The organism is Falsiroseomonas bella (assembly GCF_003173615.1).
GTDB lineage: Bacteria > Pseudomonadota > Alphaproteobacteria > Acetobacterales > Acetobacteraceae > Falsiroseomonas > Falsiroseomonas bella.
The window spans coordinates 875,698-890,808 of record NZ_QGNA01000003.1 but is presented as its reverse complement, the minus strand read 5'-3'; the positions used below and the strand labels follow the sequence as shown (position 1 = coordinate 890,808).

14 protein-coding genes are annotated in these 15,111 nt (G+C 70.4%); 4 read left to right on the top strand and 10 right to left on the bottom strand.

Annotated features, from left to right (window positions below; translation table 11 throughout):
• Positions 1-130 precede the first annotated feature (130 nt).
• Together DFH01_RS16800 and DFH01_RS16795 are read left to right on the top strand one after the other, a co-directional pair.
• Positions 131-2,038, top strand: coding sequence for a TRAP transporter permease (locus DFH01_RS16800; RefSeq protein ID WP_109871579.1), 1,908 nt, complete (start codon positions 131-133; stop codon positions 2,036-2,038).
• On the top strand, positions 2,035-3,066 hold the full coding sequence (locus DFH01_RS16795) for an amino acid ABC transporter substrate-binding protein (protein WP_109871578.1): 1,032 nt from the start codon (positions 2,035-2,037) through the stop codon (positions 3,064-3,066). The genes DFH01_RS16800 and DFH01_RS16795 overlap by 4 nt, the downstream gene beginning before the upstream one ends.
• Positions 3,067-3,088: 22 nt before the next feature.
• Here DFH01_RS16795 and DFH01_RS16790 read toward each other — a convergent pair whose 3' ends face one another.
• The 10 genes from DFH01_RS16790 to DFH01_RS16745 form a co-directional block, all read right to left on the bottom strand.
• The gene (locus DFH01_RS16790) at positions 3,089-4,063 is read right to left on the bottom strand and encodes an ABC transporter ATP-binding protein (protein WP_109871577.1); all 975 of its coding nucleotides are present in this window, start codon (positions 4,061-4,063) and stop codon (positions 3,089-3,091) included.
• Positions 4,060-5,046: an ABC transporter ATP-binding protein gene (locus DFH01_RS16785; protein WP_109871576.1), complete on the bottom strand. Its 987-nt coding sequence runs from the start codon at positions 5,044-5,046 to the stop codon at positions 4,060-4,062. The genes DFH01_RS16790 and DFH01_RS16785 overlap by 4 nt, the downstream gene beginning before the upstream one ends.
• Positions 5,047-5,092: 46 nt before the next feature.
• Positions 5,093-6,025: an ABC transporter permease gene (locus DFH01_RS16780; protein WP_109871575.1), complete on the bottom strand. Its 933-nt coding sequence runs from the start codon at positions 6,023-6,025 to the stop codon at positions 5,093-5,095.
• Positions 5,991-6,950: an ABC transporter permease gene (locus tag DFH01_RS16775; RefSeq protein WP_109871574.1), complete on the bottom strand. Its 960-nt coding sequence runs from the start codon at positions 6,948-6,950 to the stop codon at positions 5,991-5,993. The genes DFH01_RS16780 and DFH01_RS16775 overlap by 35 nt, the downstream gene beginning before the upstream one ends.
• Before the next feature lie 10 nt (positions 6,951-6,960).
• A complete protein-coding gene (locus tag DFH01_RS16770) occupies positions 6,961-8,757 on the bottom strand; it encodes a peptide ABC transporter substrate-binding protein (RefSeq protein WP_109871573.1) in 1,797 nt (598 codons plus the stop codon).
• Positions 8,758-8,888: 131 nt separating this feature from the next.
• Positions 8,889-10,085: a M20 aminoacylase family protein gene (locus tag DFH01_RS16765; RefSeq protein ID WP_109871676.1), complete on the bottom strand. Its 1,197-nt coding sequence runs from the start codon at positions 10,083-10,085 to the stop codon at positions 8,889-8,891.
• Between the two features lie 67 nt (positions 10,086-10,152).
• A complete protein-coding gene (locus DFH01_RS16760) occupies positions 10,153-10,629 on the bottom strand; it encodes a hypothetical protein (protein WP_109871572.1) in 477 nt (158 codons plus the stop codon).
• A 100-nt stretch (positions 10,630-10,729) separates the two neighbouring features.
• Positions 10,730-10,936, bottom strand: coding sequence for a ChaB family protein (locus DFH01_RS16755; protein ID WP_109871571.1), 207 nt, complete (start codon positions 10,934-10,936; stop codon positions 10,730-10,732).
• A gap of 104 nt (positions 10,937-11,040) precedes the next feature.
• On the bottom strand, positions 11,041-12,306 hold the full coding sequence (locus tag DFH01_RS16750; RefSeq protein ID WP_109871570.1) for a family 1 glycosylhydrolase: 1,266 nt from the start codon (positions 12,304-12,306) through the stop codon (positions 11,041-11,043).
• Between the two features lie 153 nt (positions 12,307-12,459).
• Positions 12,460-13,203, bottom strand: a complete 744-nt coding sequence (locus DFH01_RS16745) for a M35 family metalloendopeptidase (protein ID WP_109871569.1) — start codon at positions 13,201-13,203, stop codon at positions 12,460-12,462.
• 180 nt (positions 13,204-13,383) lie between these two features.
• On the opposite strand from DFH01_RS16745, the gene hpxZ reads away from it, so the two are divergent.
• Both hpxZ and DFH01_RS16735 read left to right on the top strand, forming a co-directional pair.
• Positions 13,384-13,794, top strand: coding sequence for an oxalurate catabolism protein HpxZ (gene hpxZ, locus DFH01_RS16740; RefSeq protein WP_109871568.1), 411 nt, complete (start codon positions 13,384-13,386; stop codon positions 13,792-13,794).
• Positions 13,791-15,053 carry an NAD(P)/FAD-dependent oxidoreductase gene (locus tag DFH01_RS16735; protein WP_109871567.1) on the top strand — a complete coding sequence of 421 codons (1,263 nt, stop codon included), beginning with the start codon at positions 13,791-13,793 and terminating at the stop codon, positions 15,051-15,053. The genes hpxZ and DFH01_RS16735 overlap by 4 nt, the downstream gene beginning before the upstream one ends.
• The last annotated feature ends 58 nt before the right edge of the window (positions 15,054-15,111 follow it).

Below are 15,111 nucleotides of genomic sequence, written 5' to 3'. Positions count from 1 at the left end.
CGACGCCGCTGCGCGTCGTCGCGGGGGCCATGGTGAGGCCCCCGCTTTCGGAAGCAGAAGAGCGGCTCATCCGTGCGCGGCGCATCTCCGCGCGCAGGCCGGGGCCGAGCGGCGGGATGGGTGCAACGGCGTGAGGGAATTCTCCGGGCCGCTCAAGTGGCTATGCTGGTGCTGGGCTGCGGCCGCCGCCGCGGTCCATCTCTATTTCGGCGGCTTCGGCTTCCCCGAGCCGATCCAGATGCGCGGCTTCCACCTGCTGATCTTCACGCCGCTGCTGTTCCTGCTCTACCCCGCGCTGAAATCCTCGCCGCGCCACCGCCCATCGGTGCCCGACTGGCTTTGGGCCGCGGCCTCCGCCGCGCCGCATGCCTGGGTGATGTGGAACTGGATGGCGGTCGCCGACCGCATGGAATACGTGGACCCCTTCACGCCGACGATGATGGTGCTCGGCATCACCTGCATCGTCACGCTGCTGGAGGCGATCCGCCGCGCGGTGGAACCCGGCCTCGCCTGGATGGTCGCGGGCTCGCTCGCCTACATGCAGTGGGGCTATCTGATCCCCGGCATCTTCAACGCGCGCCCCTTCACGCCGGCCGAGATCGTGGAGGCGTCCTGGCTGGTGCCGACCGCGGGTGGCGTCTACGGGCCGCTGACGGGCATCGTCGCCACGACGATCGCCGTCTTCATCCTGTTCGGCTCCTTCGTGCAGGGCAGCGGCACCGGGCGGCTGTTCTCGAATCTCGGCGCCGCCGCCGCGGGCCGCTACACGGGCGGGCCGGCGAAGGTCGCCGTCGTGACCTCCGGCCTGTTCGGGACGATGAGCGGGTCGTCCGTGTCCAACGTCATCACCACCGGCGCGATGACCATCCCGCTGATGAAGCGCATCGGCTACCGCCCCGCGGTCGCGGGCGGCATCGAGAGCGCGGCGAGCGTCGGCGGCGCGCTGATGCCGCCGGTGATGGGTGCGGCCGCCTTCGTGATGGCCGAGATCACCAACATTCCCTATGGCGAGATCATCGTCGCGGCCGCGATCGGCGCGGTGCTGTACTACTTCGCCATTCTCGCGGCCGTCCATTTCGAGGCGAAGAAGCTCGGCATCGCGCCGATGCCGCTGAAGGACATCCCCGCCTGGCGGGAGGTGCTGGCCGATGCGCATCTGGTGCTGCCGATCGCCCTGTTGGTCTGGCTGATGACGGAGCGCTGGTCCGGCAACTTCGCCGCCTTCTGCGCCACCGTCGCCATGGTCGCGGTCGCCATGCTGAAGCGGCGCACGCGCATGTCCTGGCGCGACGTCATCGACAGCTTCGCCAATGCCGGCCTCACCATGGCGCCGCTCGCGGTCTCGATCGCGGGGGCGGGCATCGTGATCAGCGCGCTGACCGCCACCGGCATGGTCGTGGCCTTCGGCGGCATCATCAAGCAGCTCGCGGGCGGCAATCTCGGCCTGCTGCTGGTGCTGCTGGCGCTCACGGTGCTGGTGCTCGGCCTCGGCATCCCGACCACGCCCGCCTACATCATCGCCGCCGCCATCGGCGTGCCGCTGGTGCTGGAACTCGGCCGGCCGCTCGGCGTGGACGCGCTGCAGGCGCATCTCTTCACCTTCTACTTCGCGGTGATCGCCGATGCGACGCCGCCGGTCGCCGCCGCCGCCTTCGCCGCGGCGGCCATCGCCCAGGCGAGCCCCACCATCACCAGCATCCATGCCACGCGCTTCGGCATCGCGGGCTTCACCGTGGGCTTCGCCTTCATCTACGATCCCGGGATCATGCTGCGCGGCTCGCTGCTCGACATCGGCCTCGCCACCGCCATCCAGGTGGCGGCGCTGACGCTGATCACCGCGAGCTATGCCGGCTTCCTGCTCGCCCCGCTCGGCTGGCCCTTGCGGGTGCTGACGGCCGCGGCGGGCATGGCCGCGGCCTTCGCGCATGTGCTGGACGACACGACGCGCTTCCTCATGGGCGCCTCGACGCTCGCCGCGGTGGCGGCGCTGCAATGGGCGGCGGCACGCGCCGCCACGGAACAGGGAGAGAAGAGATGATCCGACGCAGCCTGATCGCAGCCGGCGCGGCGCTCGCGCTGGCCCTGCCAGCCGCGGCGCAGACCATGGCGCCGGCCGGGCCGACGCTCGCCTCCACTCGCGCCAAGGGCGTGGTGGATTGCGGCGCGCATCCCGGCGCGCCCGGCTTCGGCGTGACAGACAGCCGCGGCGTCTACCAGGGCCTCGAGGCCGACACCTGCCGCGCCGTCGCCGCCGCGATCTTCGGCGATCCCTCCAAGGTGCGCTTCACCGTGGTGACCTCCGCCGCGCGGCTGCCCGCGCTGCAGGCCGGGCAGATCGACCTGCTGCCGCGCACCACCACCTGGACGCAGTCGCGCGACACCACCAACGGCCTGAACTTCACCGCCGTCACCTTCTATGACGGCCAGGGCTTCCTCGTGCGGCGCAGCGCCGGCGTGACGCGGGCGAACCAGCTCGACGGCGCCTCCATCTGCGTCACCTCCGGCACCACGAACGAGCTGAACCTGGCGGACTGGGCGCGCAGCAACCGCTTGCAGATCCGCCCCGTGGTCTTCGAGCAGAACGACGAGACGCGCATCGCCTATGAAAGCGGCCGCTGCGACGCGTTCAGCACCGATGCCTCCCAGCTCGCCGGCATCCGCAGCGCGCTGCCGCGTCCGGAGGAGCACGTCGTGCTGCCCGACATCATCTCGAAGGAGCCGCTGAGCCCCGCGGTGCGACACGGCGACGACCAGTGGTTCGACATCGTGCGCTGGACGATCTTCGCGCTGATCGAGGCCGAGGAACTCGGCGTCACCCAGGCCAACGTGGACGAGATGCTGAACAGCCAGCGCCCGGAGATCCGCCGCCTGCTCGGCGTCAGCGGCGACCACGGCCCGTTCATGGGCCTCGATCGGCGCTGGGCCTACAACGCGATCAAGGCTGTCGGGAATTACGGCGAGATCTTCGAGCGCCACCTCGGCCGCAACACGCCGATCGGCCTCTCCCGCGGGCTGAACGACCTGTGGACGCGCGGCGGCCTGATGTACGCGCCGCCGGTGCGGTGACGGCGCCGCCGCAGGCGGGGCATCAGCCCCGCTTGTGGCAGGAGACCCAGTGCCCCGGTCGCGCCTCGCGCAGCGGCGGGGCCTCGGTGCGGCAGAGGCCGGCATCGGCGATCGGGCAGCGCGTGTGGAAATGGCAGCCCGAGGGCGGGTTCAGCGGGTTCGGCACGTCGCCCTGCAGCCGGATGCGCGCGCGCTTCAGCTTCGGATCCGGGATCGGCACGGCGGAGAGCAGCGCCTCCGTGTAGGGATGCAGCGGCGTGGTGTAGAGCTCCCGCGCCGAGGCGATCTCCACCATCCGCCCGAGATACATCACCGCGACGCGGTCGCTGATGTGCTCCACCACCGACAGGTCGTGGGCGATGAAGATGAAGGTGAGCCCGAATTTTTCCTGCAGATCTTCCAGCAGGTTCACCACCTGGGCCTGGATCGAGACATCGAGCGCGGATACCGGCTCGTCGCAGACGATCAGCTTGGGCGAGACCGCCAGCGCGCGCGCGATGCCGATGCGCTGGCGCTGGCCGCCGCTGAACTCGTGCGGGAAGCGGCGCATGTGGTCGGCGTTGAGCCCGACCGTCTCCAGCAGCTCCACCACGCGGTCCTCGCGCTCCCGTGCGGTCTTCGCCAGGCCGTGGATCACCAGCGCCTCCGCGATGATCGCGCCCACAGTCATGCGCGGGTTCAGCGAGGCGTAGGGGTCCTGGAAGATGATCTGCATGTCGCGCCGGAGCGCGATCATCTGCTGCTGGTCGAAGCGCGTGATGTCCTGCCCCTCGAACCAGATCGTGCCTTCCGTCGGCTCGATGAGGCGCAGGATCAGCCGCCCTGTGGTTGACTTGCCGCAGCCGGATTCACCCACGAGCCCGAGCGTCTCGCCCGGCGCCAGGTCGAAGCTGACGCCGGAGACGGCATGCACCTCGGCGACCGTGCGGCGCAGGATGCCGCCCTTCACCGGGAAGCGCTTCACCAGGTTGTCGACGCGCAGGAGAGGGCGGTTCATGCGATCTCCTCCGCGCGGATGCACGCCACCTTCCGGCCCGGCGCGATCTCGCGCAGCGGCGGAGGGGCGGCGCGGCAGGCCTCGATGGCGTAGCCGCAGCGCGCGGCGAAGCGGCAGCCCTGCGGCGGGGAGAGCAGGCTCGGCACCGTGCCCGGGATCGCTTCCAGCCGCCGATGCTCCGTGGCGGCCAGGTCGAGGCGCGGGATCGAGCGGATCAGCCCCTGGGTGTAGGGGTGCAGCGGGCGGTCGAACAGCGCCTCCACCGGCGCCTCCTCGACCACCTGGCCGGCATACATCACGATCACCCGCTGCGCCGTCTCCGCCACCACGCCCATCGCGTGCGTGATGAGCAGCACGGCCATGCCGAGCCGCTCCTTCATCTCGTTCAGCAGGTCCAGGATCTGCGCCTGGATCGTCACGTCGAGCGCGGTGGTGGGCTCGTCCGCGATGATCAGCTTCGGGTCGCAGGACAGCGCCATGGCGATCATCACGCGCTGGCGCATGCCGCCCGAGAACTGGTGCGGATAGTCGTGCACGCGGCGCGAGGCGTTCGGGATGTGCACGAGCGAGAGCATCTCCGCCGCGCGCTCCATCGCCGCCTTGCGCGAGATGCGCTGGTGCTGGCGCACCGTCTCCGCGATCTGCTCGCCGACGGTATAGACCGGGTTCAGCGAGGTCATCGGCTCCTGGAAGATGAAGCCGATCTCCTTCGAGCGGATGTCGCGCATCCGCTCGGGCCGCGCCGGCACCAGATCCTCGCCCTGCCAGAGGATGCTGCCGTCCATGATCCTGCCGGGCGGCATGTCGATCAGCTTCAGGATCGTCTTGGCCGTGACGGTCTTGCCCGAGCCCGACTCGCCGACGACGGAGAGTGTCTCGCCCGCATCCAGGCTGAGGTCCACGCCATCCACGGCATGCACCCAGCCATCGTCCGTCTTGAAGTGGACCTTCAGGCCCTGGATGTTCAGCAGGCGGCCAGCCATCACGAGCGTCCCGCCTGCCGGTCGCGGCGCCAACGTGGCAAAAAAATCATTGCACGCGCCTGGGGTCGAGGGCGTCGCGGAGGCCGTCGCCGACGAAGTTGATGCTGACCACCGTCAGGAAGATGGCGAGGCCGGGGAACAGCGCCCAGTGCGGCGCGAAGTCCAGGTTGTCCTTGGCGTCGAACAGCAGGCGCCCCCAGGTGGGGATGTCCGGCGGGAAGCCGAGGCCGAGGAAGGAGAGGGTGCTCTCGGCGATGATGGCGGCCGCCACGTCGATGGTCGCCGCGACGATCACCGGCCCCAGCGCATTCGGCAGGATGTGCCGCCACACCAGGCGCGCGCGGGAGGCGCCGAGGGCGCGCGCGGCCTCGACGAATTCCTTCTCGCGCAGGGAGAAGAACTGCGCGCGCACCAGGCGCGCCACCTGCATCCAGTTGAAGGCGCCGATCACTGTCACGATCAGGATGAAGACGCCGAGCTCCTGCCCGACCACGCCGGTGAGCGCATCGCGGAACAGGTAGATGATCAGCAGCAGCAGCGGTAGCTGCGGCAGCGAGAGGAACAGGTCCGTCAGCCACATCAGCGCCGCGTCGAGCCGCCCGCCCGCCATGCCCGCGATGGCGCCGACCAGCACGCCGACGCTGACCGCGACGGACATCGCCGCGAAGCCGACGGCGAGCGAGATGCGCCCGCCATAGAGGATGCGCGCCAGCAGGTCCTGCCCGAGGTCGTCGGTGCCGAGCGGATGCGCGAGGGACGGGCCCTCCAGCCGCGCGGTGAAGTCGATCTCGTCGATCGGCAGCGACCAGAACAGCGGGCCGATCAGCACGGCCAGGATGATCGTGCCGAGCACGACGGCGGAGGCCACCGCAAGCCGGTGCTTGCGGAAGCGCCGCCAGGCCTCCCGCCAGGGGCCGATGCGCGGACGCGCGGCGGCGGCGGGGCTAGCGATAGCTGATGCGGGGATCGAGCCAGCCATAGATCACGTCGGCGAGCAGGTTGAAGAAGACGACGAGCGCGGCGATGACGAAGGTGACCGCCATGATCACCGGCGTGTCGTTGGCCAGGATGGCGCTGATCAGCAGGCTGCCGATCCCCGGCACGCGGAAGATCTGCTCCGTCACGATGGCGCCGCCGAACACCGCCGGCATCTGCAGCGCGACCAGCGTGACCACCGGGATCATCGCGTTGCGCACCACGTGGCGCAGCGTCACCGCGCGTTCGGGGATGCCCTTGGCGCGCGCGGTGGTGACATGGTCCAGCCGGATCACGTCCAGCACGGCGGAGCGGACGAAGCGCGTCCAGGCCGCGCCCTGGAACAGGCCCAGCACCATGATCGGCATGATGGACTGGCGCAGCTGCTGCCACCACCAGTTCCAGCCGGTGGCCTCGATGTCGGTGCGGAACACGAAGGGCAGCCAGTCCAGGTAGATCGAGAAGAACAGGATGAACAGCAGCCCGGTGAAGAAGGTGGGCAGCGAGAATCCCACGAAGGCCAGCGTGTTGGCGATCTGGTCGAAGATCGAATAGGGCCGTGTCGCGGCATAGACGCCGACCGGCAGCGCGATCGCCAGCGCCACCAGCTGGGACGCGCCGATCACCGCGATGGTCACCGGCAGGCGCTGCAGGATCAGGTCGTCCACCGGGATGCGGCTGACGAAGGAGAAGCCCCACTCGCCCCGCAGCATGGAGGTGAGCCAGGCGAAGTAGCGGATGTGGACCGGGTCATCCAGCCCGAGGCTGGCGCGCAGGTTCGCGCGCACCTCGGGCGGGATCGCCGGGTTGGTCGCCAGTTCCTCGAACGGGTCGCCCGGCGCCAGCGCCAGGACCGTGAAGAGGATCACGCTGATCCCGAGCAGGCTCGGGATCGCGATCAGCAGGCGTCGGACGAGATACTGGGCCACGCGGGGTGGATCAGGTCTCGCGGAACCAGTCGCTGATGAGCCAGTGGGTGTTGTCCCAGGCGCTCAGCACGGTGCTCAGGTTGTTCAGGCTGGCGCTGACCAGCGGGCGCTTGACCAGCGGGATCACGTGGTTGCTGCCCACGATCAGGTCGTTCATGCGGATGAACAGCGCGGCCCGCTTCACCGGATCGAGCTCGCCCTCCGCCTCGCGGAAGATCCGGTCGTATTCCTCGTTCCGCCAGCGGACGATGTTGCGGCCCTGCCAGTTGTTCGCCTTGGAGGAGATCTCCCACGACACGTACTGGTTCATGAACAGCTGCGGGTCCGCCTGCGTCATGGTCGTGGTGTACATCTGCATGTCGGCGAAGAACTTCGTGTAGGTGTCCGGGTTGGCCACGTCGGCCGAGAAGAACACCGAGGCGGTCACCGACTTCAGCTCCAGGTCGATGCCCGCGCGCTGCGCCGCCTGCTTGTAGATCGCCTGGGTCCGCTGACGCGGCGCGTTCACCGAGGTCTGGAAGATGAAGCGCAGCCGGACGCCGTCCTTGGTGCGGATGCCGTCCCGCCCGCGCGCCCAGCCGGCGGCGTCCAGAACCTGGTTCGCCTTCTCGATGTTGAACTCCCAGCGCGTGTTGGGCGAGGCGAAGCGCGGCGGGTTGTTCAGGAAGTTGGAGGTCGCCGGGCCGCCGCGGCCGTAGATGAACCGCTCGATCGAGCCGCGGTCGAGCAGCAGCGACAGCGCCTCGCGCACCGCCGGGTCCTTGAAGGCGGGATGCTCGGTCTTGATCGAGGCGCGCTCGCCGTCAACCTCGCGGTGCGGGTCGGTGACGTTGAGCATCACGAACTCGATGTTGCCGCCCTCGACGATGTTGACCTTGCCGCGGTTGGCCGCTTCCAGCCGCTTCAGGATCTCGTCCTCGACCTGCAGGTTCCAGGCATAGTCGAAGTCGCCGGTCTGCAGCACCGCCCGCGCGGCGGAAACCGCATCGCCGCCGCCCTTCACCTCGATCGTGTCGAAGTAGGGCCGGTTGTTCATGTGGTAGTTCGGGTTCAGCTCGCCGCGCAAATTGTCGCCTGGCGCGAAGCTGACGAACTTGTAGGGACCGGTGCCGACAGGGCGCAGGTTGGCGGGCGCGTCGCGGGCGTTTGTGCCGTTGTAGTCCTTGTAGAGGTGCTTCGGGATCAGCATCCCGCGGGAGGCGACGAAGGCGTCCGCCCAGAAGGGCGTCGGCTTCTGGAACTCCACGCGCACCGTGTGGTCGTCCACCTTGACCACGTTGATGTCGGTGTAGCTGCCGGAGGACACGCCGGCGACGGCCGGGTTCTTCGCGTATTCCCAGTTGAACACCACGTCGTCGGCGGTGAAGTCCTGGCCGTCATGCCACTTCACGCCGCGCTTGAGCTTCCAGGTGACGGTGCGCCCGTCCTCCGACAGGCCCTTGTTCTCGATCGAGGGGATCTCGGCGGCCAGCACCGGATGCAGCGTGCCATCCGCGGCCCAGCCGGCCAGCGGCTCGTAGAAGACGCGGCTGGCTTCTTGGTTGGTGGTGCCGACCGCGAAATGCGGGTTCAGCAACGTGGAGGCCTGCCAGTAGAGGATCTTCAGCGGCCCGCCGCCGCCACGCCGCGTCGGCTTGTAGGCCGGCACGCTCTGCGCCGATGCCGCATTGATGCCGTGCAGCGCGAGAAGCTGCGTCGCCATCGGCGCGGTGAGGCCGAAGGCCGCGAGGCGCTTCACGAAGCCGCGGCGCGAGAGCGAGCCGCGCTTCACCCGCCCGATCATCTGGCGCAGGTCGTCTTCCGTCATTCTTGCTCTCCCAGTCCCTGTCGTTCCGGAGCCGCCGGTGTTCCGGCGCGCTCCGCAGCTTGTTCCACGCTAACCCAAGCCGGCCGCGCAGCGCACCGGAATTCCTATCGGCTTTTCGCCGGGCCGGCGAGTCATCCTGCCGTTGTGCCCAGTTCCTGGTCCACGACGCCGACCCAATAGGCAACGCCGAGAGGAATGATCTCGTCGTTGAAGTCGAAATGCGGCGTGTGGAGGTTGGGCGAGGTGCCATCCGGCCCCTTGCCGCCGCCGATGAACATGAAGGCCCCGGGCCGCTGCTCCAGCATCAGGGAGAAATCCTCGCCACCGGTCACGGGCGCGTGCTCGATCACCTCGGCCTCGCCCACCAGGGTCCGTGCGGCGCTGCGCGCGGTCTCGGTCTGCTCGGGGTGGTTCACCGTGGCCGGCACGCCGCGGTGGTATTCCACCTCCGCCGTCGCGCCGTGCAGCGCGGCCAGCCCATGCGCCAGCTCGCCGATGCGCCGCTCCAGCAGGTCGCGCACCGCGGCGGTGTAGCTGCGCGAGGTGCCGGTGATGGTCAGCTCCGCCGGCATGACGTTGGGCGAGATCGGCGAGCCGCCCTGGATCGAGCCGACGCTCAGCACCGCCGCATCCGTCGCCGCCACGTTGCGCCCGACGATGGTCTGCAGGCCGAGCACGAAATGCGCCTGCACCACCGTGATGTCGGTCGCGAGATGCGGCGTGGAGCCGCCATGCCCGCCGGTGCCTCGGAACACCACCTTGAAGCGGTCCGCCGCGGCCAGCGCCGGGCCGGGGCGGATGGCGAAGCGCCCGGCCGGGATGGTCGGCTTGTTGTGCAGGCCATAGACGGCGTCGCAGGGGAAGCGCTCGAACAGCCCGTCGTCGAGCATCGCCTTGGCGCCGCCGCGGCCTTCCTCGGCCGGCTGGAAGATCAGGTGCACCGTGCCGCCGAAGTCGCGGTGCTGCGCCAGCCAGCGCGCGGCGCCGAGCAGCATGGTGGTGTGCCCGTCATGCCCGCAGGCATGCATGATCCCCGGATGCTTCGAGGCATAGGGCGCGCCGGTCGCTTCCGGGATCTGCAGCGCGTCCATGTCGGCGCGCAGCCCGACGGAGCGGTTGCCCGGCCGGTTGCCGCGGATCGTGCCGACCACGCCGAAGCGCCCGACGCCCTCCGTCACCTCGATGCCCAGCGCCCGGAGTTCGCGCGCGACCAGGGCCGCGGTCCGCGTCTCTTCCATGCCGAGCTCGGGATGGGCGTGGATGTCCTGCCGGATGGCGGCGAGATCCGGCTGGAACGCCTTCACGCCTTCGATCACCGGATGAGCCATGGGCACCCCCCTTTGCCAGACTGCGGCAAGCAGGATGGACTCGCTTGCCGCGGCTGGGGAGGGGGGCTCAGCGGCCTCCGCCGCCTCCGCCTCCGCCTCCACCTCCGCCACCCCCGGGGCCGCCGCCAGGGCTACCGCCGCCCGGGCTGGCTGGCGCTGTGGCGGCGGGCGCCGACCCGAGGCGGTCCCTGTCGCGATCGCGGTCGCGGTCCCGGTCCCTGTCGCGGTCCCGGTCGCCGGTCCCGTCACGCGCCTGGTCGCGGTCGCGGTCGCGGCTCCGGTCGCGGTCCCGGTCCCGCGTCCTGAGCGCTTCCTCGCGTTGGCCCGGCGTCATCGCATCCCAGCGCTGGCGCAGCCCGGCATCGTCGAGGTCTGGCGATCCGCGTCGGAACGCGTTCCGCACGCGCTCGCGCTCCTGCGCGGGAAGGCTGTCGAAGTCCTGGCCGAACAGGGCGCGGTTGGCCTGGGTGGTGCGGGAGGTCTGCGCCAGGACCGCACCGGGCGCGATGGCTGCCGCCGCGATCAGAAGAGCCCGTCTGTTCATCTGCCCGATCCTTCCTTCCGGTTCTGTCGTGGAGGAAGGAACCTAGGAAGGCGCTGACCTGCTGCCCTTGCGGCAGATCAACGCCGGCCGGTCGGCGGGTTCAACTCCGCGGCACCCAGCTTTCGCCCAGCTTCCGATAGCGTCGCTTCACCGCGGCCCAGGCGATCCGATGCAGCACCGCCTCGTCCTGCCCGTAGCGACCGGACTGCCACGCCGCGTTGAAGGCGGCGCGGTAGATGTCCTGGGCATGGTCGGGCAAGGCATGCCGCACGCCGGGCGGCAGGTCCTCGTTCTCCGGATAGGGCATCGGGCCTCTCCGCTGCTGCCCGCGCGGCCGCCGCCGCCGGGCGGAACATCGCGCGTCCCGCCGACCCGATCCAGCGCGGCCGCGCGGCCCCGCCTGCCCGGCCGTCAGCCCGAGAGCGGCACCTGCAGGCACCAGGACTGGGTCGGCAGCACGCTGCGCCAGGCCTCGATCAGGCGCTTGTAGGCCAGCCCCACGCGGCGCGGCCGGCGGTCCAGGTCGAACAGGCCGCGCGGGTTCACGTCGCCCCGCTGCTCGCGCAGCGCATGGTTCCAGTCCACCTGGTCCGTCAGCGAATACCAGGTGAAGCCCAGCACCGGCACGCCGTCCCGGCGCAGGCGCAGGATGCCGGACCACTGCTTCCACAGCCAGTGCTCCGCCTCGTCGCCGCGCGGTCCTTCATCCAGGTTCGTCTCCGTGTGCATCACCGGCAGGCCGTAGCGCGCGTGGTAGTCGCGGGTGACGGTGTCGTAGCCGAACACCTCGCCGGCCCAGCGGCCATGGCCCTCCGCGTTCAGCAGGTGCTCGTTCGTCTGGTACCAGTCATTGCCCATGATGCAGTGGCGCTTCAGGGCAGGGGCCTCGCGCAGGCAGAAATGGTAGTCGGCGCGCGTCATGCCGTTGTCCATCAGGAACTCGTACATCAGGCTGTCCACGCGCCGCCCGTAGTTGAGATCCAGCGTCAGGAAGCGCTCCGCGTTGCGGAACTCGGCATGCGGCAGGGCGGCGGGGCATTCGGCGTGGAAGGCCTCCGTGCTCTCCGACTGGATGAAGATCGCATCCGGCCGCACGCCCAGGATCGCGCGCATCCCCTTGAGATTCGCGAGCACGATGTTGCGGATCGCCTGCACATAGCTGCGGTCGTCATGCCGCTGCTCGTTCCACCAGCCGTATTTCGCGCTGAAGACGGCCGTGATGAACATCTCGTTCACCGGCGTGTAGAGCTGCACCCAGGGAAAGCGCCGCGCGAAGGCCTGGGCATACTCGGCGAAGAGGTCGGGGAAGTCGGGGTTCTGGAAGTCGCCGATCCAGTCCGGCACGCCGAAATGGCAGAGATCCACGATCGGCCGGATGCCGAGGCGACGCAGCTCGGCGAAGGTCTCGTCGGCGAAGGCCCAGTCGTGGCGGCCCGGGCCGCGCAGCGTCGCATGCAGCTGCGGCCCGTAGCGCAGCGCGTCGCAGCCGATCTCCTTCACCAGCGCGAAATCCTCGCGCCAGCGGCCGTAGTGCCCGCATTCGGCCATCTGGTCGCGGCGGATGCGCCCGCGCTCGATGGTGGGGGCGCTGTTCTCGATCCCCGTGGCGAAGAGGAAGCCGTGATGCGGCGCAAGCTGCGCGCGGCTTTCGGGCTGGGCGAGGGCGGCGTCGAGCATGCGGTCTGCTCCTGGGCGCTGGCGTGACGCGGCGCCTGGCCGGTCCCCCCGATCCGGCGCTCACAAGAGATTGTATAAAGTAGACCTCACGCCGCCGTGAAGCAGGATGACGCCCTCGCGCTTCAAAATTCCGCGCCGGTTACGACCTCGCCGCTACGACCCTGGCGCGAACCGCGCCAGCGTCTCCACGAAATACTCGTAGTTGTCGGCATTAAGCGCCGCGCGCGCGGGGTCCTGCTTGGCCAGGATCAGCGCCGAGCGTGGCCCGTAGACGAAATCCTGCGTGCCCGCCGCGAGATGCGAGGCCTCGTGCACCAGGATGCCGAAGCGGTTGTCGAAGCCGTCCATCCGCGCGCGGAAGAAGCTGGGGCACAGACCGACGATGCGCCGCGCCGGCGCCGCATAGGCCATCCGCACCCCGCGGCAGGACGGCGGATCGTTGCACAGCACCTTGAACCGATCCGGCTGGCCGAGCCACTCCGCCGTCTGCCGCAGCCGCGCCGCCACCTCCTCGCGCGGGGCGAAGCCGAACCAGCGCAGCACGGCCTCGCTGTCCGGCTGTGTCTCCACCACGCGGATGCCGACCGTGATGCGCTCCAGCGCCACGGTCCGCGCCTCCTCGATCATCTGGCGATGCTCGGCGACGCAGGCGGGGCCGGGGATGTCGGCCGCGTGGCGCAGCCCGGCCGTGGGCTTGCCGAAGGGGGAGGGCGCCGCCGCGACCGGCGCATCGGACGCGGGCGGCGCCGCGACGACGCCGGGCCCGACCAGCTCCGGCCGGACGCCGTCCGGCACCGCGCAGGCCGGCGCCAGCAGCGCGAGCAGCAGCGCGAGGACGCGCGGCAGCGCCGGGACTCGGCGGGCGGGGCGGGTCTGCGGCGGCGCGGCGACCGGCATGGCGTCTCTCCCGGAAGGCGGCGCGGCCGCTGGGCAGAATCTCAGCTTAGGCTGCGCCGCGATTGTGCGCGAATCATGAAGCCGTTGCGGCGCGCGCATGACCCGGCCGCGCCCCGCTGTCTTTGCAGCGCGCGACCGGCGCGGCAGTCTCGGCGCCGGTGCAGGGCAGGGGGGCCGCGCGTGCAACTCGACGATCCGGCGGTGCTGGCGGAGGTCCGCGCCGTCTTCGACCGCTACGAGGCGGCGCTGATGGCCAACCGCACCGAGGAGCTTGACGCGATCTTCTGGGCCGACCCGCGCACCGTCCGCTTCGGCATCACCGAGATCCTCTACGGCCACGACGCCATCCGCGCCTTCCGCGCCAGCGTAAAGGCCTATGCGCAGCGCATCCAGCGCAAGGTCCACATCGTCGCCTTCGGCCGCGACTTCGCCGCGACCCATCTGGAATACGAGCGCGTCGGCACCGGCCTCATCGGCCGCGAGACCAAGATCATGGCGCGGATGCCGGAAGGCTGGCGCGTCGTCTCGGCGCATGTCTCGCTGCTTGCCGGCCAGGATCCGGGCCGCGCGATGCAGGACAAGCCGGCATGACGCAGCATGTCGCGATCATCGGCGCCGGCATCGTCGGCGCCGCGACGGCGCTGGAGGCGCTCTCCGCCGGCTTCCGCGTGACCCTGATCGAGCCCGGCGATCCGGGCGGGGAGCAGGCCGCCAGCTACGGCAATGGCTGCTGGCTGAGCCCGATGTCCGTCATCCCGCCTTCGGTTCCGGGCCTCTGGAAGAAGGTTCCGAAATTCCTGATGGACCCGCTGGGTCCGCTCGCCATCCGCTGGTCCTACTTCCCGCGCGTCGCGCCCTGGCTGGTGAAGTACCTCCTCGCCGGCTGGACCGAGGAGAAGGTGCTCGCCGCCGCCCGCGCGCTGCGCCCGCTGCTGCAGGGCGCGCCCGCCCTGCACAAGCAACTTGCCGAGCGCGCCGGCGTCGCGCGGCTGATCGAGCAGCGCGGCCTGATGTATATCTACAGGACTCGGGAAGAGTTCGAGAGCGAGGCGATGGCCTGGCGCGTCCGCCGCCAGGTCGGCATCGAGTGGCTCGAGCTTGGCCCGGATGAGATGCGCCAGCGCGAGCCAGAGCTCGACCGCCGCTACGGCTTCGGCGCGCTGGTCGAGGAAGGCGGCCATTGCCGCGATCCCGGCGCCTATGTGGCCGCCCTGGTCGCCCAGGCCCGCGCCGAGGGTGCCGATCTTCGCCGCGACCGCGCCACCGGCTTCCGCATCGAGGGCGGGCGGCTGCGCGCCGTGGTGACCGAGCGCGGCGAGGTCCAGGCGGACCGCGCCGTGATCTGCGCCGGAGCTTACTCGAGAAAACTCGCCGCCGCCGCCGGCTCCGACGTGCCGCTGGAGACCGAGCGCGGCTACCACGCCATGGTGCTGGACAGCGAGACCGGCCCGCGCACGCCGCTGATGCCCTATGACGGCAAGATGTCGGTCACCTGGACCGATCGCGGCCTGCGCTGCGCCGGCCAGGTGGAGATCGCGGGGCTCGAGGCCGCGCCCAACTGGAAGCGGGCGGAGATCCTGCGCGACCACCTGCTGCGCAGCTTCCCCAACCTGCCGCGCGACCTGCCGGCGGAGCGGGTGAAATTCTGGATGGGCCACCGGCCTTCCATGCCGGACGGCCTGCCCTGCCTCGGCCCCGCCGCCGCCACGCCGGACGTTCTGCTGGGCTTCGGGCATGGCCATGTCGGGCTGGTGGCGGGGCCGCGCAGCGCGCGTATCCTTGTTGCGATGCTGGCCGGATCGCCGCCCGAGATACCGGTCGCGCCCTTCGATCCATCGCGTTTTCGTTGACATCGCATTTGTGCTGGCTTTCGGGACGGCCCAATGCCATGTTGCGGAGTGGCGGCCC